This window comes from Arthrobacter melezitosi, from assembly GCF_054511055.1.
This window is the reverse complement of sequence record NZ_JBTNDJ010000003.1, coordinates 145,927-171,558: the sequence shown is the minus strand read 5'-3', so window position 1 is coordinate 171,558 and position 25,632 is coordinate 145,927. Positions and strand designations below refer to the sequence as shown.

The following is a 25,632-nucleotide window of genomic DNA, read 5'->3' as shown; positions in this document are numbered from 1 at the left end:
GTGCGTGCACCGACACCGATCAGTAACCGAGGGATCAAGTGGAACAACGCAGAATCCGGCTAGCCGCAGTGGGCGACGAACTACTCGCAGGACTTGGAGATCCGCGCGCCCTCGGCTGGCTCGGACGCGTCATGGCCCGTACCGCCCCCGACGGCGTGCAGGTGGAGGCGTACAGCCTCGCGGCACCCCGCGAAGGCACCGAATCCCTGGCCAACCGCTGGCTGCAGGAAACCGGACGGCGCTTCGACGACGGATTCGAGAACCGCCTCGTCATCGGACTCTCGGACCGGGACCTCGACCTCGAGCTGTCCACCGCGCGGAGCCGCCTGAACCTCGCGAACATCCTTGACGGTGCCGCCCAGATGAGCGTCAAGGTCCTCGTCGTCGGGCCTCCCCCGGGGCTCGACCCGGAGCGCAACCGCCGGCTCGGGGAGCTTTCGGCCGCCTTCGCGGACGTCACCACCCGCCGCAAGCACGTCTATGTCGACACCTTCACCCCGCTGGTGGCCCATGAGCAGTGGCGCAACGACCTCGCGGCCAACGGCGGAACCCCCGGCCAGGCCGGTTACGGGCTGATGGCCTGGCTCGTGCTGCACCGCGGCTGGTTCCAGTGGCTGGAAATTCCCGCCTCCGAGTAACCCGCGACGCACCGCGCTCCCCGCCCAGGGGTCCGCGGCAGTGCCGATTCCGCAGAAAACCACCCTTCCGGCCTCCGGAAGGGTGGTTTTCTGCCGTATCGGCGGGTGTTAGGGCTGTGAGTGCGTCTTGTTAAATTTGTGAAAACCGCCCTTCACCAAAATCCCCAAGATAACGAATGAGTTATTACTTATTTACTGGGTGTCCGAGGCAACAATCCACGGCTATGCTGGCCGGAGTGTGATCGCTGTCACTGAACGATCCGCTGAAACGGGACTGACCAACCGGTCCCGTGCGCCTCTAGCACAGTAAGGATGACGAATGCGTAATAAGCGCACAACCACGCTCGCGGCTCTTTCCATTGGGGTGCTTCTGCTCAGCGCCTGTGGATCGGCCGGCGGGACGGCGCAGCAGCCCTCCGAGGCCGCAACGGAAGACCTCGCCACCACGATCAATGTGGCCATCAGCCAGACCCCCGACGCGTACAACAGCTACACCGCCAACGCCAACAGCGTCTACAACACCTACGTGAACAACGTCGTTCACAGCACGTTCGTCGCCTTCAACGCCGAAGGCGAACTGCAGCGCAACGAGGAGTTCGGCACCTTTGAGAAGACGAGCGACGACCCGCTGACCGTCAAGTACACCATCAATGAAGATGCCGTGTGGTCCGACGGAACACCGATCGACTTCGACGACGTCCTCCTGCAGTGGGCCGCCGCCTCGGGCAAGCACCCGAGCGGCGAGAAGGATCCGGACACCGGCGCCGAGACCGATCTGTTCCAGGCTGCCTCGACCAACGGCTTCGCCCAGGTCGAGCTTCCCGAGGGCGAGGCCGGCGACAAGGAGTTCGAGTTCGTCTACTCCGAGCCCTATGCCGACTGGGAATCACTCCTCTCCGAACCAATGATGCCGGCCCACATCGCGGCCGAGCAGGGCGGAATGTCCCCCGAGGGTGACGGCGCCGAACTGATCGAGGCGATCAAGGCCACGGACATCGAGGCGCTCAAGCCCGTCGCCGAGTTCTGGAACACCGGCTGGAACTACGAGGCGGACCTGCCCAAGCTGCCCGACGCCGCCCTGATCCCCTCCTCGGGCCCCTACAAGCTGGACAACGCCGTCAACGGCACGCTGACCCTCGTGAAGAACGACAAGTACTGGGGCAAGGAGCGCGCCGCCAAGACCGAGACCCTCGTCTACAAGACGGTCGTTGACGAAGAGGCCGTCCAGGCCCTGCAGAACGGCGACGTCGACGTCATCGACCCCTCGAGCCCGACCGTCGACACCAAGTCGGCGCTCGAGCAGATCGGCGAAACCGTCACCGTCGAAACCGGTGAAACCCTCACGTTCTCCCACGTCGACCTCGCCCAGCGCCCCGGAGACGTGTTCGAGGACCTCAAGGTACGCCAGGCCTTCGCAAAGTGCATGCCGCGCGAGGACATGGTCGAGAAGTTCGTCAAGCCCATCGAGCCCAAGGGCCAGGTGATGGACCTGCGCGAATACCAGCCGGCCCAGCCCGACTACAAGACCGTGCTTGACGGCGCGCCCGCGGCCACCGAGAACGCCGAGCTCGACATCGAGGGCGCCAAGGCCCTCCTCGCCGAGGCCGGCAAGACCGAACCGGTCAAGGTGAGCCTGATGTACGCGGCCACCAGCCAGCTGCGCGCCGACATGGTTGCGCTCATGAAGGACTCCTGTGATGAAGCCGGCTTCGAGATCATCCCCCAGCCCGAGGAGGAGTGGGCCTCAATGCTCGCCCAGCCCGGCTCCTGGGACGCGGTGCTCTTCGGCTGGGCCGGATCGGGCCTCGTGGCCTCCGCCGAGTCGATCTATGTCTCCGAGGGCGAGCAGAACTTCGGCGGCTACAAGGACGAGAAGGTCGACAGCATCTGGAAGGAAATCGTCACGAACACCGACCCCGAAAAGGTCGTCGAGATGAAGACCGAACTCGAGCAGCAGCTCGCGGAGACCCAGTACAACGTGGTGCTCTACGCCAACCCGGGCATCAACGCCTGGAACTCCAAGGTCGAGGGCGTCCAGCCCAACCCGACGCAGACGGGCCTGACCTGGAACGCCTACGAGTGGACGAAGAAGAAGTAACCCGCTGACGCGGGGCCGTGCGGAAAGGGCGGGCAGATCCTTGGGTCTGCCCGCCCTTCTGACGGCACCCGGCTCATCTGCAGACCGTTCCTAGGAGCCTCCCAGTGTTGTTTTTCATTGCCAAACGTTTAGTCATCTCCTTCTTCATCATGGCGGCGGCCACCACGCTCATGTTCTTCCTCGTCATCTCCTCGGGCGATCCCCTCAGCGACCTTGGTGAAGCCTCGGGCTCGGCCAAGGCGGCCACGATCGCCGCACGCACCGAGGCGATGAACCTCGACCAGCCACCGCTGATGCGCTACTTCCTGTGGCTTCAGGACCTGGGCCACTGCCTCATCCCGGGAGGAGTCGACTGCACCCTCGGCAGCGACCGCTCGGGAAGCCCCGTCCTCCCCCAGCTCGAGAGCGCCATCGGCTCGACCTTCCGCCTGGTCCTCGTGGCCACGGTGATCGCCCTGGTCCTTGGGGTGATCGTGGGCATCGTGACGGCGATCCGCCAGTACACGACCTTCGACTACTCGATCACCTTCATCTCCTTCGTCCTGTTCTCGCTGCCCCTGTTCTGGCTTTCGACCCTGCTCAAGCAGTACCTGGCGATCGACCTCAATACGTGGCTTGCCAATCCACAGGTCCCCTACCTGACCATCCTGCTCGTCGGGGTGGTCGCCGGTGCCATCTGGGCGGTCGTCGTCGGCGGCGACCGGAAGCGCAGGCTCGCCGTGTTCGGCATCGCCGCCGCGGCAACCGCCGTCGCCCTGTGGCTGCTGCTGGTGACCGGCTGGTTCGTCACTCCGGGCCTGGGCCCGGTCGGCATGCTGATCTCCGCCGGGGCCGTGGCCCTGCTCTGGACCGCCCTGCTTGCCGGGTTCCGACGCCGGCGCATCCTCTACGCGGCGCTGACGGCCGCCGCGGTGGGTTACGCCGCGTACCTCCTCTCCATCCCCCTGTTGGCGGACCCGAACTGGCTCACCGTGCTCGCGCTGCTCGGCCTCACGGTCGCCGCAGCCTATTCCGCCGGCGGGTTCGTCGGCGGCCCGTACCGGGCACGCGCGGCGCGGATCTCCGCGGTTATCGCCTTCAGCATCGGACTGTTGATCTTCCTCGACCGGCTCCTGCAGGCCTACCCCGAGCTTTCCGCACGGGCAGGCGGGCGCCCGATCCCCACCACCGGGTCGGAGTCCCCCAACCTTTCCGGAACCTTCTGGGAGACCAACCTCGATTACGCGCTGCACCTGATCCTGCCCACCATCGCCATCACCCTGATCTCGTTCGCCACCTACACGCGCTACACGCGGGCGAGCCAGCTCGACGTGATGAACCAGGACTACATCCGGACGGCGCGGGCCAAGGGGCTCAGCGAACGGACGGTGCTCGTGAAGCACGCCTTCCGCAACGCGATGATTCCGATCACCACGCTGATGGCGTTCGACTTCGCCGGCGTGCTCGGCGGGGCCGTGATCACAGAGACGGTCTTCGGCTGGAACGGCATGGGCAAGATGTTCGTCGACGGCGTCCACACGGTGGACCCCGGACCCGTGATGGCCTTCTTCCTCGTCGTGGGGACCGCGGCGGTGCTCTTCAACATGCTCGCCGACATCGCCTACGCCTTCCTCGACCCGCGCATCACCCTCAGCTAGGAACCGAATCATGAGCAGATCCGACATCGAGCCGGCAGATTCCCGCCCACAGGTTGAACTTTCCGAAATGACGCTCGCGAGCCAGGACACCGACATCGCCCGCGGCGCACCAACCCGGCAGCAGACCGACCGCATCCGCACCACCGAGGCGAAGAGCCAGGGCCGCCTCGTGCGCGAGCGATTCTTCCGCCACAAGGGCGCCCTGGCCGGCATGACCCTGCTGGCCCTGATCGTCCTGCTGTCCTTCAGCTCCATCGGGGTGGCCGGCATCCCCGGCTGGTGGAACAAGGACTACGACGTCCTGGCGGCCCGCTTCAACGAAGGCAGGCCGACGCTGACGCTTTGGCCGTTCCGCCTCGGTGAGCACCCCTTCGGGCAGGACGTGCTGGGCCGCGACTACTTCGCGCTGACTATGCGCGGCATCCAGACGTCCCTGATCATCGCGCTGACCGTCGGGCTGGTCGCCACGCTTGTCGGCACCACCGTCGGAGCCATCGCCGGCTACTTCCGGGGCTGGACCGAGGCGTTCCTGATGCGCATCACCGACGTCGTCATCACCATCCCCACGGTGGTCATCGCCGCGGTCATGGCCGGCGTCGTCGCGCGCTTCGGGATCCTTCCCTTCGGCGTTTTCCTCGGCCTGGTCACCTGGACCGGCCTGGCCCGGATCGTGCGCGGTGAGTTCCTCTCCCTGCGGGAAAAGGAGTTTGTCGAGTCGGCGAAGTCCGTCGGGGCAGGTTCGGCGCGGATCATCTTCCGGCACATTCTCCCGAACACGGTCGGGGTGATCATCGTGTTCGCCACCCTCGCGATCTCGGGGGCGATCCTGCTCGAGACGGCCCTGAGCTACCTCGGCCTCGGGGTCGTCGCACCCGATACCTCCCTCGGCAAGGCCATCAACGACAACCGGTCGGCCCTGACGGTGCGGCCCTGGCTGTTCCTCTGGCCGGGCGCCTTCATCGTCGGCATCGCCCTCGCCGTGAACTTCATCGGAGACGGCCTGCGCGACGCCTTCGATCCCAAGCAGACAAGGATCAAGCAATGACAGCTCAGCACACCGGGGTCCTATCCGACGACGCCGCCGCACCGGCCGGGGGTCCTATCCTCTCCGTGCGCGGGCTCGGTGTCGACTTCAGCGTCGATGACGAATGGGTGATGGCCGCCGAGGACGTCTCCTACGACATCCACCCCGGCGAGATCCTTGCCATCGTCGGCGAGTCCGGCTCCGGCAAGAGCATGTCCTCGATGGCGCTGCTGGGCCTGCTGCCGCGCAACGGCAGGTCGAAGGGCAGCGCCAAGCTAATGGGCAAGGAGCTGATCGGCGCCCCGCAGAAGGCCCTCCGGCGGATCCGCGGCAACGACGTCGCGATGATCTTCCAGGAACCCATGACCGCGCTCAACCCCGTGCTCACCGTCGGGGAACAGATCCGCGAGGCGGTCGAGCAGCATACCGAAGCCTCCCCGGCCGCGGCGAAGGAACGGGCGATCGAACTGCTGCGCATGGTGGAGATTCCCGAACCCGAACGGCGCTACGACAACTATCCGCACCAGTTCTCCGGCGGACAGCGCCAGCGGGCCATGATCGCCATCGCCCTGGCCAACGACCCGATGCTGCTCATCGCCGACGAGCCGACGACGGCGCTCGACGTCACGGTGCAGGCCGAGGTGCTCGAACTCCTGCGCCGGCTCAACAAGCGCCTGCGCAGCGCCATCCTCCTGATCACCCACGACATGGGGGTGGTGGCGGACCTGGCCGACCATATCGTGGTGATGGAGCGCGGCCGGATCGTGGAGTCCGCCCCCGCCCAGCAGCTCTTCCTCGCCCCGAGGGAGCCCTACACCCGCCAACTGCTCGATGCCGTGCCGTACCTCGGCTCGAAGGTCGGAGGGGTCCTCGCCGACGTCGAGGTCGTCGACGGCGGCATCCGGATCCACGAGGACTACGCCGATCGCGCCCTGGCGCACCGGCAGGAGCACACCGCCGCCGGCACCGTGCCCGCGCTGGAGCTGGCGGGCGTGGACATCGAGTATCCGGGCCGGTTCCGGCAGCCGCCCTTCAAGGCGGTGCACGACGTCTCCTTCACCATCCTCCCGGGCGAGGTCATGGGGCTGGTCGGCGAATCCGGTTCGGGCAAGTCCACCATCGCCCGGGCGGTCACCGGGCTGATCCGGACCAGCGCCGGCAGCGTGAAGATCGCCGGGACGGACATCACCTCGCTGTCGGCCCGGCAGATCCTGCCACTTCGCAAGAAGTTCGCCATCGTCTTCCAGGACCCGGCCGCCTCGCTCAACCCGCGTCTCTCAATCGGGGACAGCATCGGCGAGCCGCTGTTCCTCCACGAGAAGCTCTCCCGGGCCGACCTGGACAAGCGGGTGCAGGGCCTGCTGGAGGACGTGCAGCTGCCGGTCTCCTTCCGCAACCGGTACCCGCACGAGCTCTCCGGCGGCCAGCGCCAGCGGGTGGGCATCGCCCGGGCCCTGTCGCTCCGGCCGTCCCTGCTCGTCGCCGATGAGCCGACGTCGGCCCTTGACGTGTCGGTGCAGGCCGCGGTGCTGAAGCTGCTGCAGGACCTGCAGCGCGAGCGGGGCTTTGCCTGCCTGTTCGTCAGCCACGACCTCGCCGTCGTGGAGCTGCTCGCCAGCCACATCGCGGTGCTCAGCAAGGGCCGCCTGGTGGAGCAGGGCACCACCGAGCAGGTGCTGAAGTATCCGCGGGACCCGTACACCCGCCGGCTCCTCGCGGCGGCACCGGTGCCCGACCCCGCCGAACAGGCCGTGCGGCGCGAACAGCGCAACGCGATCCTCGCCGCCGGGGCCACAGCGCCCTAGGAGGACGGCAAGGGGCCCCCGGCGTCCGCCGGGGGCCCCTTGCCGTTCCGGCGCCGGCCGGTGGACCCGGCGGCGGCGCTAGTGGCGGAAGACGATCTTGCCGAACACGTCACCGTCGGCCATCCGGGCGAAGCCCGCCGCCGCCTCGGCAAGGTCGAGCACGGAATCGATCGGCGGGCGGACCCCCGTTGCGGTGAGGAACCGGGTCAGCCGGAGCAGCTCGTCCCGGGTGCCCATGGTGGAGCCGAGGACCCGCAGCTGGAGGAAGAACACCCGGTTCAGGTCCGCGGACGGGGCCGGCCCGCTGGTGGCGCCGCAGGTCACCACCGCTCCCCCGGGCCGCAGGGCCTTGAGCGAATGCGACCAGGTGGCCTCGCCGACCGAGTCGAAAACGACGTCGACCCGCTCGGGCAGGCGGGCACCGGCCTCAAAGGTGTCGGCGGCGCCCAGGGCGCGGGCGCGCTCAAGCTTCTCCGCGCTCCGGCCCGTGACCCAGACACGGAACCCGGCGGCCGCGGCGAGGCTGATCAGGGCCGTGGAGACGCCTCCCCCCGCGCCCTGGACGAGGATCGTCGACCCGGGGGCCGCGGGCGAGACGGTGAACAGCATCCGGTAGGCGGTCAGCCAGGCCGTGGGCAGGCAGGCGGCCTCCTCGAAGGAGAGTTCGGCGGGCTTGGGCACCAGGTTGCGTTCGGGCACCCAAACGTAGTCGGCCATCGTGCCCGGGTGGCGTTCGGAAAGCAGGGAGCGCCGCGGGTCGAGCGTTTCGTCCCCCTCCCACCCGGGCGAGGCCAGGACCCCGTGCACAATCACGCTGCGGCCCTCGTCGTCGGTCCCCGCCGCATCGCAGCCGAGGACCATCGGGAGGCGTTCGTCCGGCAGCCCGACGCCCTGGAGGGAGAACAGGTCGTGGCGGTTCAGTGCGGACGCCACCACCTTCACCCGCCGGAACCCGGCCGGCGGTGCCGGGGGCTCGAACTCCCCCACCTGCAGGGCTCCCAGCGGATTGTCCTTCGATGTCGCTTCGACGTAGGCGGCGCGCATGAGAAAACTCCCTCGGTAGGTGGTGTTCCCCATCCTAGGGCGGGCCGCGCCGCGCACGCCGGGGCGGGCGCGGCGCGTTTAGGAGGCACCCGTGGGATGTGGGAGACTTGGATGCAGTTCTGCAGGCATATCGAAGGAGGCCAACCATGAGCAAGCGAGCACGCAAGCGCCGCGACCGTAAGCGCGGAGGCGCAAACCACGGTAAGCGTCCCAACACCTGATCGTTGGAACACAAAAGACCCCCGGGCCTCACGGCACGGGGGTCTTTTCGTTGGGTGCCGGCTGTTAGTGCCCGGCGGTCTTCAGCTGCCCGATCCGCTCAAGGATGTTGTCCTTGAGCGAGGTCGGTGCCTTCTCCGTGCAGGAGCGCTTCACGACCTCACGGATGACACACTCAAGATCGTGTTCCTTGGCGCACTCCGCGCAGCTCTCAAGATGCGTCTTGATCTCGACGAGGTCCTTGTGGGAGAGCTCGCCGTCAAGATAGTCATACAGCTTCTCGATCCTTGAATCGGGGCAGTCCCCCAAGGTTTCGCAATCGCTCATTTCGCACTCTCCTGTTTCTTGCCCGGGACACCCTCCACCGCGGCGGGGGTGCCCAGCCCGCGCTCCAGCGCGTACTCCGACAGGAGGTCGCGCAGCAGCTTCCGCCCGCGGTGCAACCGGGACATCACGGTCCCGATGGGCGTATTCATAATTTCTGAGATTTCCTTGTACGCAAAGCCTTCGACGTCCGAGAAGTACACGGCGAGGCGGAATTCCTCGGGGATGGACTGCAGGGCGTTCTTGATGTCCGAGTCCGGCAGGTGGTCGAGCGCCTCGGCTTCGGCCGAGCGCAGGCCCGACGACGTGTGTTCAGCCGCCTTGGCGAGCTGCCAGTCTTCGATCGTGTCCGAATGCGACTGCAGCGGCTCCCGCTGGCGCTTCCGGTAGAGGTTGATGTAGGTGTTCGTCAGGATCCGGTACAGCCAGGCCTTGAGGTTCGTGCCGGGTTTGTACTGGTGGAAGGCCGAGAACGCCTTGGTGTAGGCCTCCTGCACCAGGTCCTCGGCATCGCTGGGATTGCGTGCCATGCGCATCGCCGCCGAGTACAACTGGTCGACATACTGCAGGGCGTCCCGTTCGAATCGCGCCTTGCGGTCGGCTTCAGATTCGGTGGCGACGTCCAACTGATCATTTTCGGCCTGGCTGCTGCCAGCCGGAGCTGTTGTATTCATTGGGTAAAAGTCTACGCGCCCACCGCCCGGCGCTGCCGAGCGGCGCCGCTCCTCCAGCTCAACGTTCAGCTGGAAGTCCGGCGCGAGCGGTTCCGAAACACTCACTCGTGTACCCAATTTGTCCCGTCCGTCGATTGTGCTTACTCAGGGGGAACTTCGACGGAGGCCGCCTTATTCCGCAGCTTCCCCCGCAGATCGCCCTCTTACACATTTTTCCCGCAGGATCATCCCCTGCCGGCACCGCGGCGGGCGGATCGCACCGCACGTCCAAAAGTGCAAAACTAGACCCAGCGTGCTTCGTAAGTTCCAAACGATCACACCGGCGCTGGTGCGCCGGCAACCAGGAGGCTCTTGTGACCCTTGTCCGCGTTATCGCCCGACCACTGACCGCCAGCAGCTTTGCCTTCTCCGGGGTGGACCGGCTGCGGAGCGCAGGAACCAGCGCCGCACAGCTGGAACCCGTCCTGACCCGGCTGGGCAAGGCGGTCCCCTCGCTGGCCCCCGTGACCTCAGACGCCAAGCGGGTGGCGCAGGTCCTGGGCGGCGTACAGCTCGGCGCGGGCATCCTGCTCGGCCTCGGGCGGTTCTCCCGGCTCGCCGGCACGCTGCTGGCCGTCTCGGCCGCGGCCAACACCCTGGTTGACTTTAAGTCCGCCGACTCCTCCACCCCCGCCGCCCGCAAGGAACGCCGCGGCCAGCTGCTGCGGAACCTCTCCCTGGTCGGCGCGGCACTGCTGGCCTCCGTCGACACCAACGGCCGCCCCGGGCTGGCCTGGCGTGCCGAGCACTTCGCCTCCGGCGCGAAGAAGAACGCGGTCGGGCTGAGCAAGGACGCCCGCAAGCAGTTGAAGAAGGCCGACCTCGCCGTGCGGCGGACCGCCTCGGACGTTGTGGGTTCCTAGCCTTCATGACCCATCCTTCTGCCGGAACCGCCGCGCCCGCGCATTCCCCTGGCACCTGGCCGGCCCCCCGGCTCCGTACGCCCGTGGACGCTGTCGTTGAGGTTCCGGGCTCCAAGTCCCTGACCAACCGGTACCTGGTGCTGGCGGCCCTGGCCGACGGACCCTGCACCCTGCGCCACCCCCTGCATTCCCGCGATTCCGCCCTGATGATCGCCGCCCTCCGGGCCCTTGGCGCGCAGGTCACCGAGATCGAGGGGACGGGGCGGTTCGGGCCGGACCTGCACGTTGTTCCGTTCGACCGGGAGCGGCGGATGCGGCGCATCGACTGCGGGCTCGCGGGAACCGTCATGCGTTTCGTGCCGCCGCTGGCGGCGCTGCAGGAGGGCCCCACGGCGTTCGACGGCGACCCGCATGCCCGCCGGCGCCCCATGGACACGACCATCGAGGCCCTGCGCGGCCTGGGCGTCGCCGTCGACGACGGCGGCGACGGCGCCCTACCCTTCACCGTGGACGGCCGCGGCGCCGTCGAGGGCGGCCACCTGGCCATCGACGCGGGTGCGTCCTCGCAGTTCGTCTCGGCCCTGCTCCTGGCGGGCGCGGCGTTCACCCGGGGACTCCACCTCGAGCATGCCGGCGGCCGCCTGCCCAGCCTCGAGCACATCGCCATGACGGTGAAGGTGCTTCGGTCCGTCGGGGTCCACGTCGATGACAGCGTGCCCGCGTCGTGGCGGGTCCACCCCGGGCCGATCCGTGCGTTCGACATCCTGATCGAGCCCGATCTCTCCAATGCCGGGCCCTTCCTTGCCGCCGCCGCCGTCACCGGCGGCACCGTGACCATCCCGAACTGGCCGGCGGAGACCACCCAGGTGGGCGATGAGTGGCGTCGGATCCTCCCCCGGTTCGGTGCGTCGGTCGAGTTGAGCCAGGGCGCCCTGAAGGTCACCGGCGGACCGCGCATCACGGGCGGGGATTTTGCCGACACCAGCGAACTGGCGCCGACGGTGGCCGCGCTGTGCGCGCTGGCCGAGACCCCCTCGACCCTGACCGGCATCGCCCACCTGCGGGGCCACGAAACGGACCGCCTGGCCGCGCTGGTACGCGAGATCAACGCCCTGGGCGGGGACGCGGAGGAGACCACCGATGGACTGGTCATCCGCCCGGCGCCCCTGCACGGCGGGGTGTTCGCCACCTACGATGACCACCGCATGGCCACCGCCGGGGCGGTCATCGGCCTCGCCGTGGACGGGGTGCTCGTCGAGAACATCGAGACCACGGCCAAGACCCTGCCGCAGTTCCCCGAACTGTGGGCGCAGCTTGCGGCGACGGCTCGCACCGGGGGCTCCCCGGGTGACTGAGGCCGGCAACCGCAGGGGTGCGCGGGCGTGGGACGAGTCCGACGTGCGGATCCGTCCCAATAAGAAGGGCTCCCGCCCGCGCACGAAGAACCGCCCCGCCTACGAGGACGCCGTCACCGGCCGGATCGTCACGGTGGACCGCGGCCGCTACACCGCCGTCGTCGACGAGGACACCTCCGACGAGCGGCTCATCGTCGCGGCGCGGGCCCGTGAACTGCGCCGCAGCGCCGTCGTCGCCGGCGACCTGGTGGCCCTCGTGGGGGACCTTTCGGGCGGGCCGGACTCCCTGGCGCGCCTGGTGCGGGTGGAGGAACGGCGCACCGTGCTGCGCCGCAGCGCCGACGACACCGACCCGGTGGAGCGCGTCGTCGTCGCCAACGCCGACCAGCTGGTCATCGTGGTCGCCGCCGCCAATCCGGAGCCGCGCACAGGTTTCATCGACCGTGCGCTGGTGGCCGCCTACGACGCCGGCATCCGGCCCCTGCTGTGCGTCACGAAGGCGGACCTCGTGGACCCGGCGCCGCTGCTCGCGAACTACGAGCACCTCGATCTGAGGGTCGTCATCAGCAGGACCGCCGACACCGGCGGCATCGACGCCACCTCCGACGACGGCGCCTCCGCCCGGCTCTCCGGGGGCGCCATCAGCACGCTGCGGGAGGAACTCGACGGCCAGGTGAGCGTGCTGCTGGGGCACTCCGGGGTCGGCAAGTCCACCCTCGTCAACGCCCTCACCGGCTCCACCCGCGCCACCGGAGGCGTCAACGCCGTCACCGGCCGGGGCCGGCACACCTCGTCGTCGGCTGTCGCCCTCAAGGCGGCGGGATCCGCCCCCGGCACCTGGATCATCGACACCCCCGGCATCCGCTCCTTCGGCCTGGCCCACGTGGACCCGGACCGGATCCTGCAGGCCTTCCCCGACCTCGAGCCGGGCACCGCCGACTGCGAACGAGGCTGCCTGCACGACGGCAACGCCGTGAACTGCGGCCTCGACGCGTGGGTCGCCAGCGGTTCCGCCGGCGAATCCGGACCGGTGCGCCTGGCCTCCCTGCGGCGCCTGCTGGGCGCCGGTTCCCCGGACTCCCGCCAGGCGGCGCAGGAGGCGAAGGAACTGGGGAGCCAGTAAACCCTGTTAGACTGAAGTCAGTTGTTGTGTTGCGCATTGAATTTCTGGCCTTGAATCCTCCTTTCGGAGTTCGAAAGCTGTTTTGATAAGCGAAAACGAACACCACGACGAGCGCACCGGAGTTCGGCGCGTCTCTCACAAGGTAAGGATATAAAAATGGCTACAGGTACAGTGAAATGGTTCAACGCTGAAAAGGGCTTTGGTTTCATCGCTCCCGAAGACGGCGGCGCCGACGTGTTCGCACACTTCTCCGCAATCAATTCGAACGGTTTCCGTTCACTCGAAGAGAACCAGAAGGTCAACTTCGAGACCACCCAGGGACCCAAGGGCCCCCAGGCTGAGAACATCACCGTTCTCTAAGGTTTCCTTCCTCCGGGATTGCAACCTCCGGCCGCTCTGAGCGGCCGAACCAAGGGTCACCGCTGCGGCATCCGCCGCCGGTGGCCCTTGGCCGTTAACGGCCCCCGATGGGGGTCATTGGGCGGCGCTGGACCTCCGGCGGCGCCGGCAGCGGATGGCTCTTCCTACGTGTTGTTCGACCGCGGCGCGCCCATGCCGGCATTCACCCGGTGCGGGCCGGCGGCCGAGGGACGCACGTCGAAGTCGAAGATCGCCGTCGGGATGTAGACCGTCGAGCACGAGTTGGGGATGTCCACCACGCCGGACAGCCTGCCCTCGATCGGCGCCGACCCCAGCAGCAGGTAGGCCTGCTCGGGGCTGTAGCCGAACTTCGTCAGGTAGTCGATGGCGTGAAGGCACGCGCGCTGGTAGGACAGGTGCGAGTCGAGATAGTGCTGCTTGCCGTCCAGGGTCACCGACGTGCCCGAGAAGGCGATCCACTCGCTGTAGCGGGGGTCCACGATGCCGGGCATGAAGATGGCGTTCTCGCTCACGCCGTAGGTTTCCATGCCTCCCTTGATGACATCGACTCGAAGGTCGATGAAGCCGCCCATCTCGATCGCGCCGCAGAAGGTGATTTCGCCGTCGCCCTGGGAGAAGTGGAGATCGCCCAGTGAGAGGTTCGCGCCGTCGACGAACACCGGATAGAAGATCCGGGTGCCCTTCGAGAGGTTCTTGATGTCCTGGTTGCCGCCGTTCTCCCGGGGCGGTGCCGTGCGCGCGGCCTCCCCCGCCACCCTGTCGAACTCCGACGCCGGCAGGCTGCCAAGCACCGCCTCCCGCGGTTCGGGCGGAAGCGCCAGCGGCGGGACGCGGTTGGGGTCCGTGGCGATCAGGTCGCCTTCGCGCTGGTTCCACTTCGCCAGCAGCTGCGCCGAGGGCGCCGTGCCCATCAGGCCGGGGTGGATGAGCCCCACATATGACACCTCCGGGACATGCCGCGAGGTCGCCACCTGGCCGGTGAAGTCCCAGATCGCCTTGTAGGCGTCGGGGAACTGGTCGGTCAGGAACCCGCCCCCGTTGTTCCGGGCGAAAATACCCGTGTAGCCCCACCCCTGCCCGGCCAGCGGCCCCGAGTCCTCCTGTGGAATCGGTCCGACGTCGAGGATATCGACGACGAGGAGGTCCCCCGGTGCCGCTCCCTCGACCGCGAAGGGCCCGCTGAGCTTGTGGACGGTGAGCAGCGGCGCGTTGAGGATGTCGTCAGCGGAATCGTCGTTGACGATGGCGCCGTCGAACCATTCACGGCAGTGGACCCTGAAGGAATCACCGCGCCTCACCGTGGCGACCGGTGGAATTTCCGGATGCCACCGGTTATGTCCTACTTTCTCCTGGTCTTCGAATTTTCTGGACGAATCGAGCGGAAATATGACGTCAGGCATTTGAACTCCTCCAATATCTGGATCAGGCCGCACCCCGGACACTAGGGCCGCGGCAGTTTCTGGTGAAGCGGATTGGACGAATAAGGCGAGGTCCTGCGTGGATTCGTCGATGGCAGCGTCCCGGTCACCACCTGCGGTTCCGATGCACTGCGGTGTGTCGAATCGATCAGCGAGAAGGCCGCCGTGCCCGTCCTGGAAAGGTGGGGCGCGCTGATCTTTCGCCGCGCCTCCGAGCCGCAGGTGGGGCAGGCCTGGATGTCCGCTGCTGCGTCCATGGGACGGATCACTTCGAATGCTGCGCACTGAGGACAGGAATACTCATAGATGGGCATAGGGCAGACCTTTCTTTGGGCGATCGATACTCAGGCCGGCGACACAGCCGCCCCCTCCTCCGACGTCTTTCCGTGCGGGATGCCTTTCCGCCCGAGGAAGAGTCCTGCCGCCAGGGCGGCAACCGCCGCAACCGTCACCAGCAGGGCGAGCCCGGCGTTCGTCTCATACCTGCCCACCAGCAGGAAGAACGCCGGAACCGTCCCGGTGATGTGGGCGACGAAGATCGTGAACCAGCCGGTGGCATAGGTCAGGGATTCCCGCCCCAGTCCCAACAGGAGGAAGAACAGGAACCAGAGAACGGCCCAGGTCAGCCAGATGACACCGAAGACAGGGTCCCCCACGAGGGTGAACTGGAGGGCGCCGATCACGACGGCACAGGCGGCGACGAAAAGCGAGAACCAGCCAAGGCCCTCACCACTGACTCCCGTGACCTGGAGTATCCCAACGTAGAGGTAGGTGAAGCCGAAGAGATACAGGCCGGCAGCCCCGAAGATGGTGGGCAGGTCGTTATTGGCCTGAATGAGGATGATGGTTGGGAAGACAACCTGCATCGTCCCGACAAAGAAATTGAGAATGGCCGCGGATTTACCGGGGACTACCCCGATAAGCATTAGCCCGTTGATGAAGAGAACCGCGCCCACGTATAGCAAACCAACGCTGCTCATGGCGCTCCGTCGCAATACCAGGATTGGAGAGAGATACAAGGAGACTATTCCCGGCCGCCTCGGCGGGGATCCGGAAACAGCGGACGACATCAGAAGAATTACGTTGTGGGCGCGAGCCTAGTCCTGCCTGGGGATGTTGTCGATGCCCGCCGGACGCCCCGGACCGGCGTTGAGGGTCGTGCCGGTGAGGACTATAATCTCCTGCCGACCCGCACGGTTCCAGCAAGTGCCGGTGTTCGCACCGACCTGCGGGATCGGCGGTTCGGGAGAATGCATCCCCTGCCGGCGACGGACCGCACGGTCGGAACCGGCGCCTTTCCAGTGAACGGCCCCGGAAGCGATAAGTTGAAGGCATGAACCTCGTCCAAAGCTACAACGATGACCTGCGCCTTGCCCACGTGATGGCGGACTCGGTCGATGACCAGACCATGTCCCGGTTCAGGGCGCAGGACCTCCGCGTAGAGACCAAGCCCGACCTCACCCCGGTCACCGACGCCGACCGGGCGGCGGAGGAATCGATCCGCAGCCAGCTCTCCCGCGTGCGTCCGCGCGACGCGGTCCTGGGCGAGGAGTTCGGCAGCACCGGTTCGGGGTCCCGGCGCTGGATCATCGACCCGATCGATGGCACCAAGAATTTCGTGCGGGGAGTGCCCGTCTGGGGCACCCTGATCGCCCTTGTGGACGAGGGCAGGCCCGTTGTGGGCCTGGTGAGCGCCCCGGCGCTCGGCAAGCGGTGGTGGGCGGCCGAGGGCACCGGTGCGTTCATGGGCAAGTCCCTCGCCGCCGCCACGCGGCTGCGGGTGTCGAACGTGTCGCGCCTCGAGGACGCCTCCCTCTCCTATTCGAGCCTGTCGGGGTGGAAGGCGCGGTCGGCGCTGCCGGAGTTCGTCAACCTCACCGAGAGGGTCTGGCGCACGCGCGCGTACGGGGACTTCTGGTCGTACTGCCTGGTTGCGGAAGGCGCCGTGGACATCGCCTGCGAACCCGAACTCAACCTCCACGACATGGCGGCCCTGGTGCCGATCGTCACCGAGGCCGGGGGACGGTTCACCTCGCTCGACGGCACCGACGGGCCCTACGGCGGCAACGCGCTGGCCACCAACGGCACGCTCCACAGCGAGGTGCTCCGCATGCTCAACCCGCAGATGGACGATCTGCTCTGACGGGCCAGCACCAGGGGCCACCCGGCGGCCGCCGCCGGCCCGCGCCGGCGCGCAGCGGGCCCCGGATGGACCCCGAGCGCCGGCGCTCGCTCGCCGCCGGCTACCTCACCGGGGCGGGACGCTACGACCGGGTCCGGCCGTCCTACCCGGAGGAGGTCCTGGAGTGGCTCGTGCCGCCGGCGGCGTCCGCCGCGGCCGACCTCGGTGCGGGCACCGGAATCTTCACCCGCCTGCTGCTCGCCCGCGGCCTCACCGTCACCGCCGTCGACCCCTCCGCCGACATGCTCTCGGTGCTCGCCTCGCGCCTGCCCGGCGCGCACGCGCTCAACGGCACAGCCGAGGCGACGGGCCTGCCCGAAGCCTCGGTGGACCTTGTCACCATCGCCCAGGCCTGGCACTGGGTCGACCCGGCGGCCGCCGCGGCCGAGGCGGCCCGCATCCTCGTGCCCGGCGGCACCCTCGGCGTCCTGTGGAACCAGCTCGACGTCGGCGTGCCCTGGGTCCACCGGCTCTCACGGATCATGCACGCAGGGGATGTCTACTCCCCCGGGTACCAACCCGACTTCGGTCCGCTCTTCACCCGGCCCGAGGCGCAGCGCCTGCGGTGGACCCAGGAGCTGGGCGTTGCCGAGGTGGTCGAGCTGGCGAAGTCCCGCAGCTACTACCAGCGCGCCTCCGATGCCACCCGCGCCCGGGTCGAGTCGAACCTCCGCTGGTACCTGTGCGACTACCTGGCCTTTCCTTCCGATGCCGTAGTAGCACTGCCCTACTCGACCTTCGCGTGGCGGGCCACCGCCCGCACGGTCCAGCGCGCGCGACCATAGCGGTTTGGGCGTCCTAAGCCCTATATTTAGGTATGCCGAAATTGATTGCGGGCCTGCTGCTGTGCGCAAGCGTTGCCCTCAGTGGCTGCGCCGTGGCGCCGGTGCCGGAACCCGCCGCCGCGTCCGACGACCGGCCCGTGGTCCTCACGACCTTCACGGTGCTCGCAGACCTGGTCGACACGGTCGGCGGCGGTCACGTCCGGGTTGAGTCCGTCACCAAGGTCGGCGCCGAAATCCACGGCTATGAGCCGACCCCGTCGGACCTCATCCGCGCCCAGGACGCCGACCTCATCCTCGACAACGGGCTCGGCCTCGAGCGCTGGTTCGAACGCTTCCTGCTCTCGGTCGACGCTCCGCATGTCGTGCTCTCCGAGGGCATCGAACCGGTGGACATCCGCTCCGGTGACTACCGCGGGCTCGCAAATCCGCACGCCTGGATGTCGCCCCTGGCCGCCCAAACCTACGTCGACAACACCGTCCGGGCGCTCTCGGACCTCAGCCCGGAGCATGCCGCCTCCTTCGAGGCCAACGGGGCGGCCCTCAAGGCCGAACTGCAGGACCTCCTCGGGACCCTGCGGGAGAGCACCGGCGGCACCGGCGGCGCGGCCCTGGTCACCTGCGAAGGCGCGTTTTCCTACCTCGCCCGGGACGCCGGGCTCGAGGAGGCCTTCATCTGGCCCGTGAACGCCGACGCCGAGGGCACGCCCCGGCAGATCCGCGAAGTCATCGACTTCGTCTCCCGCTCCGACGTTCCGGCGGTCTTCTGTGAATCAACGGTGAACCCCTCCGCCCAGGAACAGGTGGCGGCCGCCACCGGGGCCCGGCTCGAAGGGCCCCTGTATGTCGACTCGCTCTCCGGTCCGGACGGGCCCGTGCCGACCTTCCTCGACCTGCTCCGCTATGACATCACCCAGATCACCGAAGGACTCTCCGGATGAGCACCTCCAGCCCCGCCCCGGCCCTGCGGGCCAGCAACCTCACCGTGAGCTACAACGACGTGCGGGCCTTGGACGGGGTGAGCGTGGACGTGGGAACCGGCAGCATCTGCGGGCTGGTCGGCGTCAACGGGTCGGGCAAGTCGACCCTCTTCAAGGCCCTCATGGGTCTTCTCGTTCCGGCCGCGGGCACGGTTGAGCTGTTCGGCCGCACGAGCAAGGAGGCCCGCCAGCGCGGCCTGGTCGCCTACGTGCCCCAGGCCGAGGACGTCGACTGGGACTTCCCGGTGTCCGTCGCCGACGTCGTCGCCATGGGCCGCTACGGGCTTATGGGCCCGTCCCGGCGGTCCTCGGCCGCCGACCGGGCCGCCGTCGAGGAGGCGCTGGAGCGGGTGGGCCTCTCGGGGCTGCGCCGCCGCCAGATCGGCGAACTGTCCGGTGGCCAGCGGAAGCGGGCCTTCGTCGCACGGAGCATCGCCCAGGACGCGAAGCTGCTGCTGCTCGACGAACCCTTCGCCGGGGTCGACCGCACCAGTGAGGCGACCCTGACCGCGCTCCTGCAGGAACTGCGCGGCGAGGGCCGGTCGGTGCTGCTCTCCACCCACGACCTCGCCGGGGTTTCCCAGTTGTGCGACTCCGCCGTCCTGCTCCACAACCGGGTCCTCGCCCGGGGCAGGCCCGCGGACGTCCTCACCCCCAGCAACCTCGCGCTTGCCTTCGGCGGCGTCCTCGAGAACCGGGAGCCCTGAGATGGACCTTCTGACCTGGCTCACCGAGCCCCTGCAGTACGGGTTCCTGACCCGCGCCCTGGTCGTGACCGTCGCGGCGGCCGTCGTGTCCGCCGTGCTGTCCTGCTGGCTGATCCTTATGGGCTGGTCGCTGATGGGCGACGCCGTCTCGCACGCCGTCCTGCCCGGGGTGGCCCTGGCCTACATCGTGGGCCTTCCGTTCTCCATCGGCGCCTTCGTCTTCGGCGCCGGTGCCGTCGCGTTGATCGGGGTGGTCCGCTCCACGACGAAGCTCAAGCCCGACACGGTCATTGGCGTGGTGTTCACCGCGCTGTTCGCCGCCGGGCTCGCGATCGTCTCCAGCACCCCCTCCCAGATCGACCTGCTCCACATCCTGTTCGGCAACGTGCTCGGGGTGACCGACGGGGAACTGTGGCAGGTGCTTATCCTCGGCGCGGTGACCCTTGCCGTGGTGCTGTTCAAGCGCCGCGACCTGACCCTGCTCGCCTTCGACCGCACCCATGCCCATGTGATCGGGCTGAACACGAAGTTCCTGTCGGCGCTGCTGCTGGGGCTGCTCGCGCTCAGCGTGGTGGTCGGCCTGCAGGCGGTGGGCATCATCCTCGTCGTCGCCATGCTCATCACCCCCGGCGCCACGGCGTTCCTCCTCACCCGCAGCTTCGACCGCATGCTGGTCCTGGCGGTCGGCATCACGGTGGCCGCCTCCCTCGCCGGAATCTACGCCAGCTACTACCTCGACATTTCCACCGGCGCCGCCGTCGTCCTCGCCCAGTCCGTCGTCTTCACCGTGGTCTACCTGGTGGGCCGGCCCAACGGCGTGCTGTGGCAGCGGCTGCGACTGCGCCAGAGCCGCCGGCAGCGTCCGCCCGCGGCGGCTCATCCCGGGGACGCACGGGCCGGGGCGGTGTCCTGAATGGGGGCGAGGAAGGCCCAGTCCCTGAATATCGGCTCGGCGAGCGTCCAGGACTACGTCAAGGCCATCTACGCCTTCACCGAATGGCAGGACAAGCCCATCACCGCGTCGCAGCTGGCCGGTCGGCTGTCCATCGCCGCCTCGTCGGTGACCGAGATGGTGGGCAAGCTCGTCGACCTCGGCCTGGCGGAGCGGGAAAAGTACGGCCCCATCCGCCTCACCCCCGAAGGACGACGGCTCGCCCTCGCCATGGTGCGCCGCCACCGGCTCCTCGAGACCTTCCTCGTCCAGGAGCTCGGTTACCGCTGGGACGAGGTCCACGACGAGGCCGAGGTGCTCGAACACACCGTCTCCGACGCCTTCATCGAACGGCTCGACGCGAAGCTCGGGCACCCGCGGCGCGACCCGCACGGGGATCCGATCCCCACCGCGGACGGACACATCCGCCTGCCGGAGGCCCTGCCGATCGCCTCGCTCGACGACGGGCACCGGGCCCGCCTGGCGCGGGTGAGCGATGACGACCCGGAGGTGCTGCGCTACCTCAGCGGACGGGCGGTGGGGCTGGACGTGCCACTCACCGTCACCGGCCACCGGCCGTTCGGCGGGGCCCTTGCCGTGGTGTTCGACACCGAGGCGGGCCCGGCTGCGGTGGAGGTCAGCGACGCCCTGGCGCAGGCCCTGTGGGTGGAGACCCTCGAAACGCACACCGGCTGCACCATGCCGGCCGCGCGGACCTGACCTAGCACGCCCGGGCCGCTGCCGGGTCCGGTGCGCGTTCCGGCCCGGGTTTCCGGCCGGTGGGCCCGGTGTCCTTAGACTGGGAAAGAATGCTGCGCCATCCCAGTTCCCACGACCCCGGAGCCGCCCCATGACCACCCTTGGCCTCGAAGAGGAATACCTGCTGGTCGACCCGACCTCGGGCCTGCCGGTCCACCGCGCCACGGAGGTCCAGGAGCGGCTCGAACTGACCCCGGAGATCGACCCCGACGATATCCAGCGCGAACTGCTCAGCTGCCAGATCGAGACCGCTACGCCGGTGTGCAGCACCCTCACCGAGGCGGAGGAATCGCTGCTGAACTTCCGGCGGCAGCTCGACGCCGCGGTCCGTGGATTCGGGATGCTCGCCGCCGCGACGGCCACCGCTCCGCGCATTCAACAGGAGTACCCGGAGCTGACCGATAAGCAGCGCTACCACGAGCTCAAGGCCAGCGCGCCGGGGATCGTCGGGGACCAGTTCGTCAATGGGCTTCACGTCCATGTGGGCATCCCCGACAAGGAGACGGGGGTGCAGGCCCTGAACCGGATCCGCCCGTGGATCCCCATCGTCACCGCGCTGAGCACCAACTCCCCGTTCTGGCTGGACCGCGACAGCGGCTTCGGCAGCTGGCGGCTCGTGCACTACCGCCGCTGGCCGGTCCAGGGCGTCCCTCCAGTCTTCGAGGACGCCGCCGACTACGAGCGGCGCATCAAGCGCCTTGTCGGCACGGGGGCGATCATCGACCGCGGGGTGCTCACCTGGGTGGCGCGCCTTTCGGACCGCTACCCGACCCTGGAGGTCCGTGCCGGGGACGTCCAGCTTGAGGCGCAGGACTCGGTGCTGATCGGCGCGCTCATCCGCGCCCTCGTCACCACCGCGGTCGCCGACGTCGACGCCGACACCCGGTTCCTCGACCCCCATCCCGAACTGCTCGACGCCGCCCTGTGGCAGGCCGCCCGGGACGGGCTCACCGGCGATTCGGTGGACCTGCGCACCGGAACGCTCACGCCGGCACGGGCCCAGATGGAACGGCTGCTCGACTACGTGGGGCCCGCCCTCGACGCCGCGGGGGACACCGCCTGGGTGCAGGCGGGCCTGGCGACGGTCTGGGAACAGGGCACCGGCGCCGAGCGCCAGCGCCGGGCCATGAAGGAAGGCGGGCTGCCGGCCCTGCTTGAGCTCTACTCCTCCACCCTCACCCACGAGCGGTAACCCGGCACTGCCTCGGGAGACCCCGAGGACACGCACCTCCCACGGGCGGAGCAGGTCCTGCTCCTCCCGCCGTCCGGGCCGGTGCCGCCGTCGTAGTTGCCGAGCAGCAGCGTGCCGCCGCCGAGCCCCGGCGGAAGGCCGAGGGGATCCCCCGAGACGTTCCCGAGCACCCTGAGCGCGGCGCCGTCCAACATCCGGGTGAACGCATAGAGCACCGGGGAGTCGGCCTGCTCGAGGTCGAAGCGCCCCCGCTGCACCAGCTCGCTGCCGTGCCGCAGGGCGATCAGCCGCTGGTAGAACCGGCCGGCACGAGTCCGTCACCGGCCTTCATTGCGCCGCAGCAGCCCGACGATGAGGCAGAACAGGCCCAGGGCCAGCGGTAGGAGGGTGTAGAGGGTGTGGGTTCCGCCCACATAGCTCATCACGAAGATGTAGATGAAGGTTCCCCCGACCAGCAGCCAGCCCAGGATGATCAGCGCGCGCCCGCGGTTCGGCGGGGGCAGCGGCGGAAGCCAGGACGGCCTGTCGGTCGAACTCATGGCGCAAGTCTAGTGTCGGCGGGGGCGCCGTTCCGGTCCGGAGGCGCCTCAGATCAGTAGTTCGGCGCGGCCGGCGATCCCATATACTGCTCCAGCGTCCGGATGCCGTGGGTGCGCATCTCGGATGCGATGAGCGTGCCGACATAGCGCAGGTGCCACGGTTCGTAGGCGTATCCGGTGATGTGCGTCATTCCCTGCGGGTAGCGGACGATGAACCCGTAACGCCAGGCGTTGTTCGCTGCCCATGCGCCGGCCGGGGTGCCTGCGAAGCATTCCTGGAGTGCGCAGGCGCCATTGGGGTTGCCGAGGTCGATGGCCAGTCCGGTCTGGTGTTCGCTGTGGCCGGGCCGGGCGGAGATGGCGTCCGCCGTTGCCTGCCCGTACTGGGCCACGTAGTTGTTGTACAGGGTGGCCTGGATTTGGTGCGAGCGGTAGGCGCTGACCGCCGTCATTGGTACCCCGGCGGCACGCGCGCCCTGGATGAGCCGCTGCGCCTGCGCCGCGGCGTCGTTGCGCAGCAACTGTCCTTCGACCGAGATCAGCGGCCCGGGAACATAACCGGCAGGGTTCAGCGGGCGGCGCTTATTGACGAGGACTGAGGCGCTGGAGGCGAGGTCGATGTCCAGCCGCATCCGGATGCCCCCTCCGGGGGTCCGGCTGATCCAGCCCCGCTGGTAGCTCTGGGTGCAGGTACTGTTCGCACAGCTTTCGGCCGTCGTGGGGTAGCCCAGCGCGCCGTTCTCATAACCCAGGCGCGCCCAGGCGGCCCGAATGGCCCCCCATGTTGGCTGGCCACCGGTCGCCGCGGTCCAATGGATCGAACCGCCCTGGAAATTCTGGTAGCAGCCTCCACCGCGCAGGCCGCACACCTCCGAACCCGTCGGGTAGCCCAGCTTGCCGCCCTCCCAACCGGTCCGGGCCCACGCGGTCCGGATACCGCCCCAGGTCGGCCGGGCGCCGGTCGCCGGAGACCAGTCGATCGAACCGCCCTGGAAGTTCTGGTAGCAGCCCCCGCCGCGCAGGCCGCACACCTCCGACCCCGTCGGGTAGCCCAGCTTGCCGCCCTCCCAACCGGTCCGGGCCCACGCATCGCGGATGGTGCCCCAGGTTGGGTGGGCGCCGGTCGCCGAGGACCAGTGGATCGAACCGTACTGGTAGGTCCGGTGGCACCCGCGGTCCGGGAGCCCGCAGGTCTCCGCGCTCACCGGTGCGCCCAGGGAACCGGCGGATCCGCCGAGGGACTGGTATTTCTCCTGGATCGGGGTCAGCGCGGCGGCCGCGGGGGCGAAGGCGCCCGCCACCAGCCCGAGGGCACACAGAAGCGCAAACAGCCATCGCACCATCGCGATCCGTCCCTTCTGTGCAGGCCTTCCACAAGAATAGGTGTGCCCTTGACGGCGGACAAGGGCAACGGCCGGGCCGCCCGGCGTGGTCTGCCGGCTTGTGCCCCGCACAGAAAACGGCCCCCGGCTTCCGCAGATGGGAAGCCGGGGGCCGTCGTGCTCCGCCACCCTGCGGGGCGGAGCGATGGTGGAGATGGCGGGAATTGAACCCGCGTCCGATGCAGTGTTGTCAGGGCTTCTCCGGGCGCAGTTTGCGTCGGTTTTTCTCAGCTCCAGCCATCGTGCAAACAAGTGGCTGCCGAGCTCAGTTGTATAAGAGTCCCCCTGGTTCCTACAACAAAAACCAGGAGCAGTGGCCCTCTAAATGACGCCAGGATCCGGGGCGAGAGCAAACCCGGTCTGACGGACTAGCTAGGCTGCTTAGGCAGCGAGAGCGAAGTCAGTGCGCTTAGATTCGGCACTTATTGTTTTACAGAGAGCGTTAACGAGATAACCCTGTATCCTCGGCCCGCTTCCCCTGTCGCGACTAACATCGTCGAAACCTGTCATCCCCGTATTGAGTTACCAATGCCCGGAACCCGCCCGCAGGCGTGTCCCAGACGTTTAGTGTAACGCATGCGCCGGCGACATGATTCCCGGCTCTTGGAACCTCCTGGCGGGTCGGGTCAGAAGCGGACGCCCAGGATGACCACCTGCGCCTGCCACAGGGCGACGACGACGAAGGACACCGTCACGAACGCGATGCCAAGGGCCGCCAGGGCGGTCGTGGCGGCCTGCTTGCGGCGGAAGCTCCACCAGAACACCGCGGCATTGAGCAGCAGGAGCAGCGGGGAGATCCACACGAGCCCCTGCGCCAGGTAGACGTAGATCAGGAAGAAGAAGGGGATCAACGAGAGGATGCCCACCGGAACGATCGCGAACAGCAGGATCAGGTCGATGAGGGCGCCGAAGGTGACCCACCACGGCCGCTTGTAGCGGAGCTCCGATTCGTCGGGGTGGTCCGATTCATCCTGTGCCGCCCAGAAGACGTCGCTCATCAGGCGCCCAGGTTCTTCTCGCGCATGGCGCGCAGCGCCTCGCGGTTGTCCTGCTTTTCACGCAGCGTCTGGCGCTTGTCGTAGTCCCGCTTGCCGCGGGCGACGGCGAGTTCGACCTTCGCCCGGCCGTTGAGGAAGTAGAGCTGCAGCGGCACGAGGGTGAAGCCGGACTCGCGGATCCTCTGGGAGATTTTCGTCAGTTCCTCGCGGTGGAGCAGGAGCTTCCGGCGGCGGCGGGCGGCGTGGTTGGTCCAGCTCCCCTGCGTGTACTCGGGGATGTGGATCGCCTCGAGCCACAGTTCGTCGTTGTAGAACACGGCGTAGCCGTCCACGAGGGAGGCCCGCCCTGCACGCAGCGACTTCACCTCGGTTCCCATCAGGGCAATGCCCGCCTCGTAGGTGTCGAGGATTTCGTAGTCATGCCGGGCCTTCCGATTGGTGGCCACTACCTTCCGGCCACTTTCCTTCGGCACGGCGGACTCCTTCAACAGCAGGGGCGGGCCGGGGCCCGCGTGAGAACAGTGCGTCCTATTCTACG

28 protein-coding genes and 1 other RNA gene are annotated in these 25,632 nt (G+C 68.3%); 17 read left to right on the top strand and 12 right to left on the bottom strand.

Annotated elements, in window-relative coordinates:
• The first annotated feature begins 38 nt into the window (after nucleotides 1-38).
• The 5 genes from ACX80W_RS05385 (at nucleotide 39) to ACX80W_RS05365 (ending at nucleotide 7,202) form a co-directional block, all read left to right on the top strand.
• Nucleotides 39-638 carry a GDSL-type esterase/lipase family protein gene (locus tag ACX80W_RS05385; protein ID WP_459281121.1) on the top strand — a complete coding sequence of 200 codons (600 nt, stop codon included), beginning with the start codon at nucleotides 39-41 and terminating at the stop codon, nucleotides 636-638.
• A gap of 319 nt (nucleotides 639-957) precedes the next feature.
• On the top strand, nucleotides 958-2,736 hold the full coding sequence (locus ACX80W_RS05380) for an ABC transporter family substrate-binding protein (protein ID WP_459281119.1): 1,779 nt from the start codon (nucleotides 958-960) through the stop codon (nucleotides 2,734-2,736).
• Nucleotides 2,737-2,840: 104 nt separating this feature from the next.
• Nucleotides 2,841-4,373 (top strand): ABC transporter permease, encoded by a 1,533-nt coding sequence (locus ACX80W_RS05375; RefSeq protein WP_459281118.1) that lies wholly within the window; start codon nucleotides 2,841-2,843, stop codon nucleotides 4,371-4,373.
• A gap of 10 nt (nucleotides 4,374-4,383) precedes the next feature.
• Nucleotides 4,384-5,418 carry an ABC transporter permease gene (locus tag ACX80W_RS05370; protein WP_459281116.1) on the top strand — a complete coding sequence of 345 codons (1,035 nt, stop codon included), beginning with the start codon at nucleotides 4,384-4,386 and terminating at the stop codon, nucleotides 5,416-5,418.
• The gene (locus ACX80W_RS05365) at nucleotides 5,415-7,202 is read left to right on the top strand and encodes a dipeptide ABC transporter ATP-binding protein (protein ID WP_459281114.1); all 1,788 of its coding nucleotides are present in this window, start codon (nucleotides 5,415-5,417) and stop codon (nucleotides 7,200-7,202) included. Before ACX80W_RS05370 ends, ACX80W_RS05365 begins: the two co-directional genes overlap by 4 nt.
• 78 nt (nucleotides 7,203-7,280) lie before the next feature.
• Here ACX80W_RS05365 and ACX80W_RS05360 read toward each other — a convergent pair whose 3' ends face one another.
• Nucleotides 7,281-8,246, bottom strand: a complete 966-nt coding sequence (locus ACX80W_RS05360; RefSeq protein WP_459281112.1) for a zinc-binding dehydrogenase — start codon at nucleotides 8,244-8,246, stop codon at nucleotides 7,281-7,283.
• Nucleotides 8,247-8,392: 146 nt separating this feature from the next.
• Between ACX80W_RS05360 and ACX80W_RS05355 the strand changes: the two genes are divergently transcribed.
• Nucleotides 8,393-8,467, top strand: coding sequence for a 50S ribosomal protein bL37 (locus ACX80W_RS05355; RefSeq protein ID WP_369299106.1), 75 nt, complete (start codon nucleotides 8,393-8,395; stop codon nucleotides 8,465-8,467).
• 64 nt (nucleotides 8,468-8,531) lie between these two features.
• On the opposite strand, the gene rsrA is transcribed toward ACX80W_RS05355, so the two are convergent.
• Together rsrA and ACX80W_RS05345 are read right to left on the bottom strand one after the other, a co-directional pair.
• Complete coding sequence (rsrA, locus tag ACX80W_RS05350; RefSeq protein ID WP_459281110.1) at nucleotides 8,532-8,792, bottom strand: mycothiol system anti-sigma-R factor; 261 nt, start codon at nucleotides 8,790-8,792, stop codon at nucleotides 8,532-8,534.
• Complete coding sequence (locus ACX80W_RS05345) at nucleotides 8,789-9,463, bottom strand: sigma-70 family RNA polymerase sigma factor (protein ID WP_459281108.1); 675 nt, start codon at nucleotides 9,461-9,463, stop codon at nucleotides 8,789-8,791. The genes rsrA and ACX80W_RS05345 overlap by 4 nt, the downstream gene beginning before the upstream one ends.
• 353 nt (nucleotides 9,464-9,816) lie before the next feature.
• On the opposite strand from ACX80W_RS05345, the gene ACX80W_RS05340 reads away from it, so the two are divergent.
• From ACX80W_RS05340 to ACX80W_RS05325, 4 genes are all read left to right on the top strand, one after another.
• Nucleotides 9,817-10,365: a DoxX family protein gene (locus ACX80W_RS05340; protein ID WP_459281106.1), complete on the top strand. Its 549-nt coding sequence runs from the start codon at nucleotides 9,817-9,819 to the stop codon at nucleotides 10,363-10,365.
• Between the two features lie 5 nt (nucleotides 10,366-10,370).
• On the top strand, nucleotides 10,371-11,720 hold the full coding sequence (aroA, locus tag ACX80W_RS05335) for a 3-phosphoshikimate 1-carboxyvinyltransferase (RefSeq protein WP_459281104.1): 1,350 nt from the start codon (nucleotides 10,371-10,373) through the stop codon (nucleotides 11,718-11,720).
• Nucleotides 11,713-12,843 (top strand): ribosome small subunit-dependent GTPase A, encoded by a 1,131-nt coding sequence (rsgA, locus tag ACX80W_RS05330; protein ID WP_459281102.1) that lies wholly within the window; start codon nucleotides 11,713-11,715, stop codon nucleotides 12,841-12,843. Before aroA ends, rsgA begins: the two co-directional genes overlap by 8 nt.
• Nucleotides 12,844-12,999: 156 nt before the next feature.
• Nucleotides 13,000-13,203 (top strand): cold-shock protein, encoded by a 204-nt coding sequence (locus tag ACX80W_RS05325; RefSeq protein ID WP_026532371.1) that lies wholly within the window; start codon nucleotides 13,000-13,002, stop codon nucleotides 13,201-13,203.
• A 164-nt stretch (nucleotides 13,204-13,367) separates the two neighbouring features.
• Here the strand turns inward: ACX80W_RS05325 and fmdA are convergent, their stop codons facing one another.
• From fmdA to ACX80W_RS05310, 3 genes are read right to left on the bottom strand one after another with little or no spacing between them, the layout of a single operon-like run.
• Complete coding sequence (fmdA, locus tag ACX80W_RS05320) at nucleotides 13,368-14,624, bottom strand: formamidase (protein WP_459281100.1); 1,257 nt, start codon at nucleotides 14,622-14,624, stop codon at nucleotides 13,368-13,370.
• 41 nt (nucleotides 14,625-14,665) lie between these two features.
• Complete coding sequence (locus tag ACX80W_RS05315; RefSeq protein ID WP_459281099.1) at nucleotides 14,666-14,956, bottom strand: FmdB family zinc ribbon protein; 291 nt, start codon at nucleotides 14,954-14,956, stop codon at nucleotides 14,666-14,668.
• Nucleotides 14,957-14,986: 30 nt separating this feature from the next.
• Entirely contained in the window at nucleotides 14,987-15,622 is a 636-nt protein-coding gene (locus ACX80W_RS05310) for an AmiS/UreI family transporter (RefSeq protein ID WP_459281097.1), read from the bottom strand.
• 353 nt (nucleotides 15,623-15,975) lie between these two features.
• On the opposite strand from ACX80W_RS05310, the gene hisN reads away from it, so the two are divergent.
• From hisN to ACX80W_RS05275, 7 genes are all read left to right on the top strand, one after another.
• Nucleotides 15,976-16,785, top strand: coding sequence for a histidinol-phosphatase (gene hisN / locus ACX80W_RS05305; protein ID WP_120165147.1), 810 nt, complete (start codon nucleotides 15,976-15,978; stop codon nucleotides 16,783-16,785).
• A gap of 65 nt (nucleotides 16,786-16,850) precedes the next feature.
• A complete protein-coding gene (locus ACX80W_RS05300; RefSeq protein ID WP_459281094.1) occupies nucleotides 16,851-17,609 on the top strand; it encodes a class I SAM-dependent methyltransferase in 759 nt (252 codons plus the stop codon).
• Nucleotides 17,610-17,641: 32 nt separating this feature from the next.
• A complete protein-coding gene (locus ACX80W_RS05295; RefSeq protein WP_459281093.1) occupies nucleotides 17,642-18,547 on the top strand; it encodes a metal ABC transporter substrate-binding protein in 906 nt (301 codons plus the stop codon).
• On the top strand, nucleotides 18,544-19,293 hold the full coding sequence (locus ACX80W_RS05290; protein WP_459281091.1) for a metal ABC transporter ATP-binding protein: 750 nt from the start codon (nucleotides 18,544-18,546) through the stop codon (nucleotides 19,291-19,293). Before ACX80W_RS05295 ends, ACX80W_RS05290 begins: the two co-directional genes overlap by 4 nt.
• Nucleotide 19,294: 1 nt before the next feature.
• Complete coding sequence (locus ACX80W_RS05285) at nucleotides 19,295-20,206, top strand: metal ABC transporter permease (protein ID WP_459281089.1); 912 nt, start codon at nucleotides 19,295-19,297, stop codon at nucleotides 20,204-20,206.
• Complete coding sequence (locus ACX80W_RS05280) at nucleotides 20,207-20,944, top strand: metal-dependent transcriptional regulator (RefSeq protein ID WP_459281087.1); 738 nt, start codon at nucleotides 20,207-20,209, stop codon at nucleotides 20,942-20,944.
• Between the two features lie 130 nt (nucleotides 20,945-21,074).
• Nucleotides 21,075-22,175 (top strand): carboxylate-amine ligase, encoded by a 1,101-nt coding sequence (locus tag ACX80W_RS05275; protein WP_459281085.1) that lies wholly within the window; start codon nucleotides 21,075-21,077, stop codon nucleotides 22,173-22,175.
• On the opposite strand, the gene ACX80W_RS05270 is transcribed toward ACX80W_RS05275, so the two are convergent.
• The 6 genes from ACX80W_RS05270 to smpB all read right to left on the bottom strand — a co-directional run bounded on the left by ACX80W_RS05270 (nucleotide 22,145) and on the right by smpB (nucleotide 25,567).
• Complete coding sequence (locus ACX80W_RS05270) at nucleotides 22,145-22,432, bottom strand: hypothetical protein (protein WP_525929884.1); 288 nt, start codon at nucleotides 22,430-22,432, stop codon at nucleotides 22,145-22,147. The genes ACX80W_RS05275 and ACX80W_RS05270 overlap by 31 nt on opposite strands.
• 60 nt (nucleotides 22,433-22,492) lie before the next feature.
• Nucleotides 22,493-22,714, bottom strand: coding sequence for a hypothetical protein (locus tag ACX80W_RS05265; protein ID WP_459281083.1), 222 nt, complete (start codon nucleotides 22,712-22,714; stop codon nucleotides 22,493-22,495).
• Between the two features lie 53 nt (nucleotides 22,715-22,767).
• On the bottom strand, nucleotides 22,768-24,057 hold the full coding sequence (locus ACX80W_RS05260; RefSeq protein ID WP_459281081.1) for a D-alanyl-D-alanine carboxypeptidase family protein: 1,290 nt from the start codon (nucleotides 24,055-24,057) through the stop codon (nucleotides 22,768-22,770).
• A 185-nt stretch (nucleotides 24,058-24,242) separates the two neighbouring features.
• Nucleotides 24,243-24,610, bottom strand: a transfer-messenger RNA (tmRNA) gene (gene ssrA, locus ACX80W_RS05255).
• 112 nt (nucleotides 24,611-24,722) lie between these two features.
• A complete protein-coding gene (locus ACX80W_RS05250; RefSeq protein ID WP_459281079.1) occupies nucleotides 24,723-25,094 on the bottom strand; it encodes a hypothetical protein in 372 nt (123 codons plus the stop codon).
• On the bottom strand, nucleotides 25,094-25,567 hold the full coding sequence (gene smpB / locus ACX80W_RS05245) for an SsrA-binding protein SmpB (protein ID WP_459281077.1): 474 nt from the start codon (nucleotides 25,565-25,567) through the stop codon (nucleotides 25,094-25,096). Before smpB ends, ACX80W_RS05250 begins: the two co-directional genes overlap by 1 nt.
• Nucleotides 25,568-25,632: the final 65 nt, after the last annotated feature.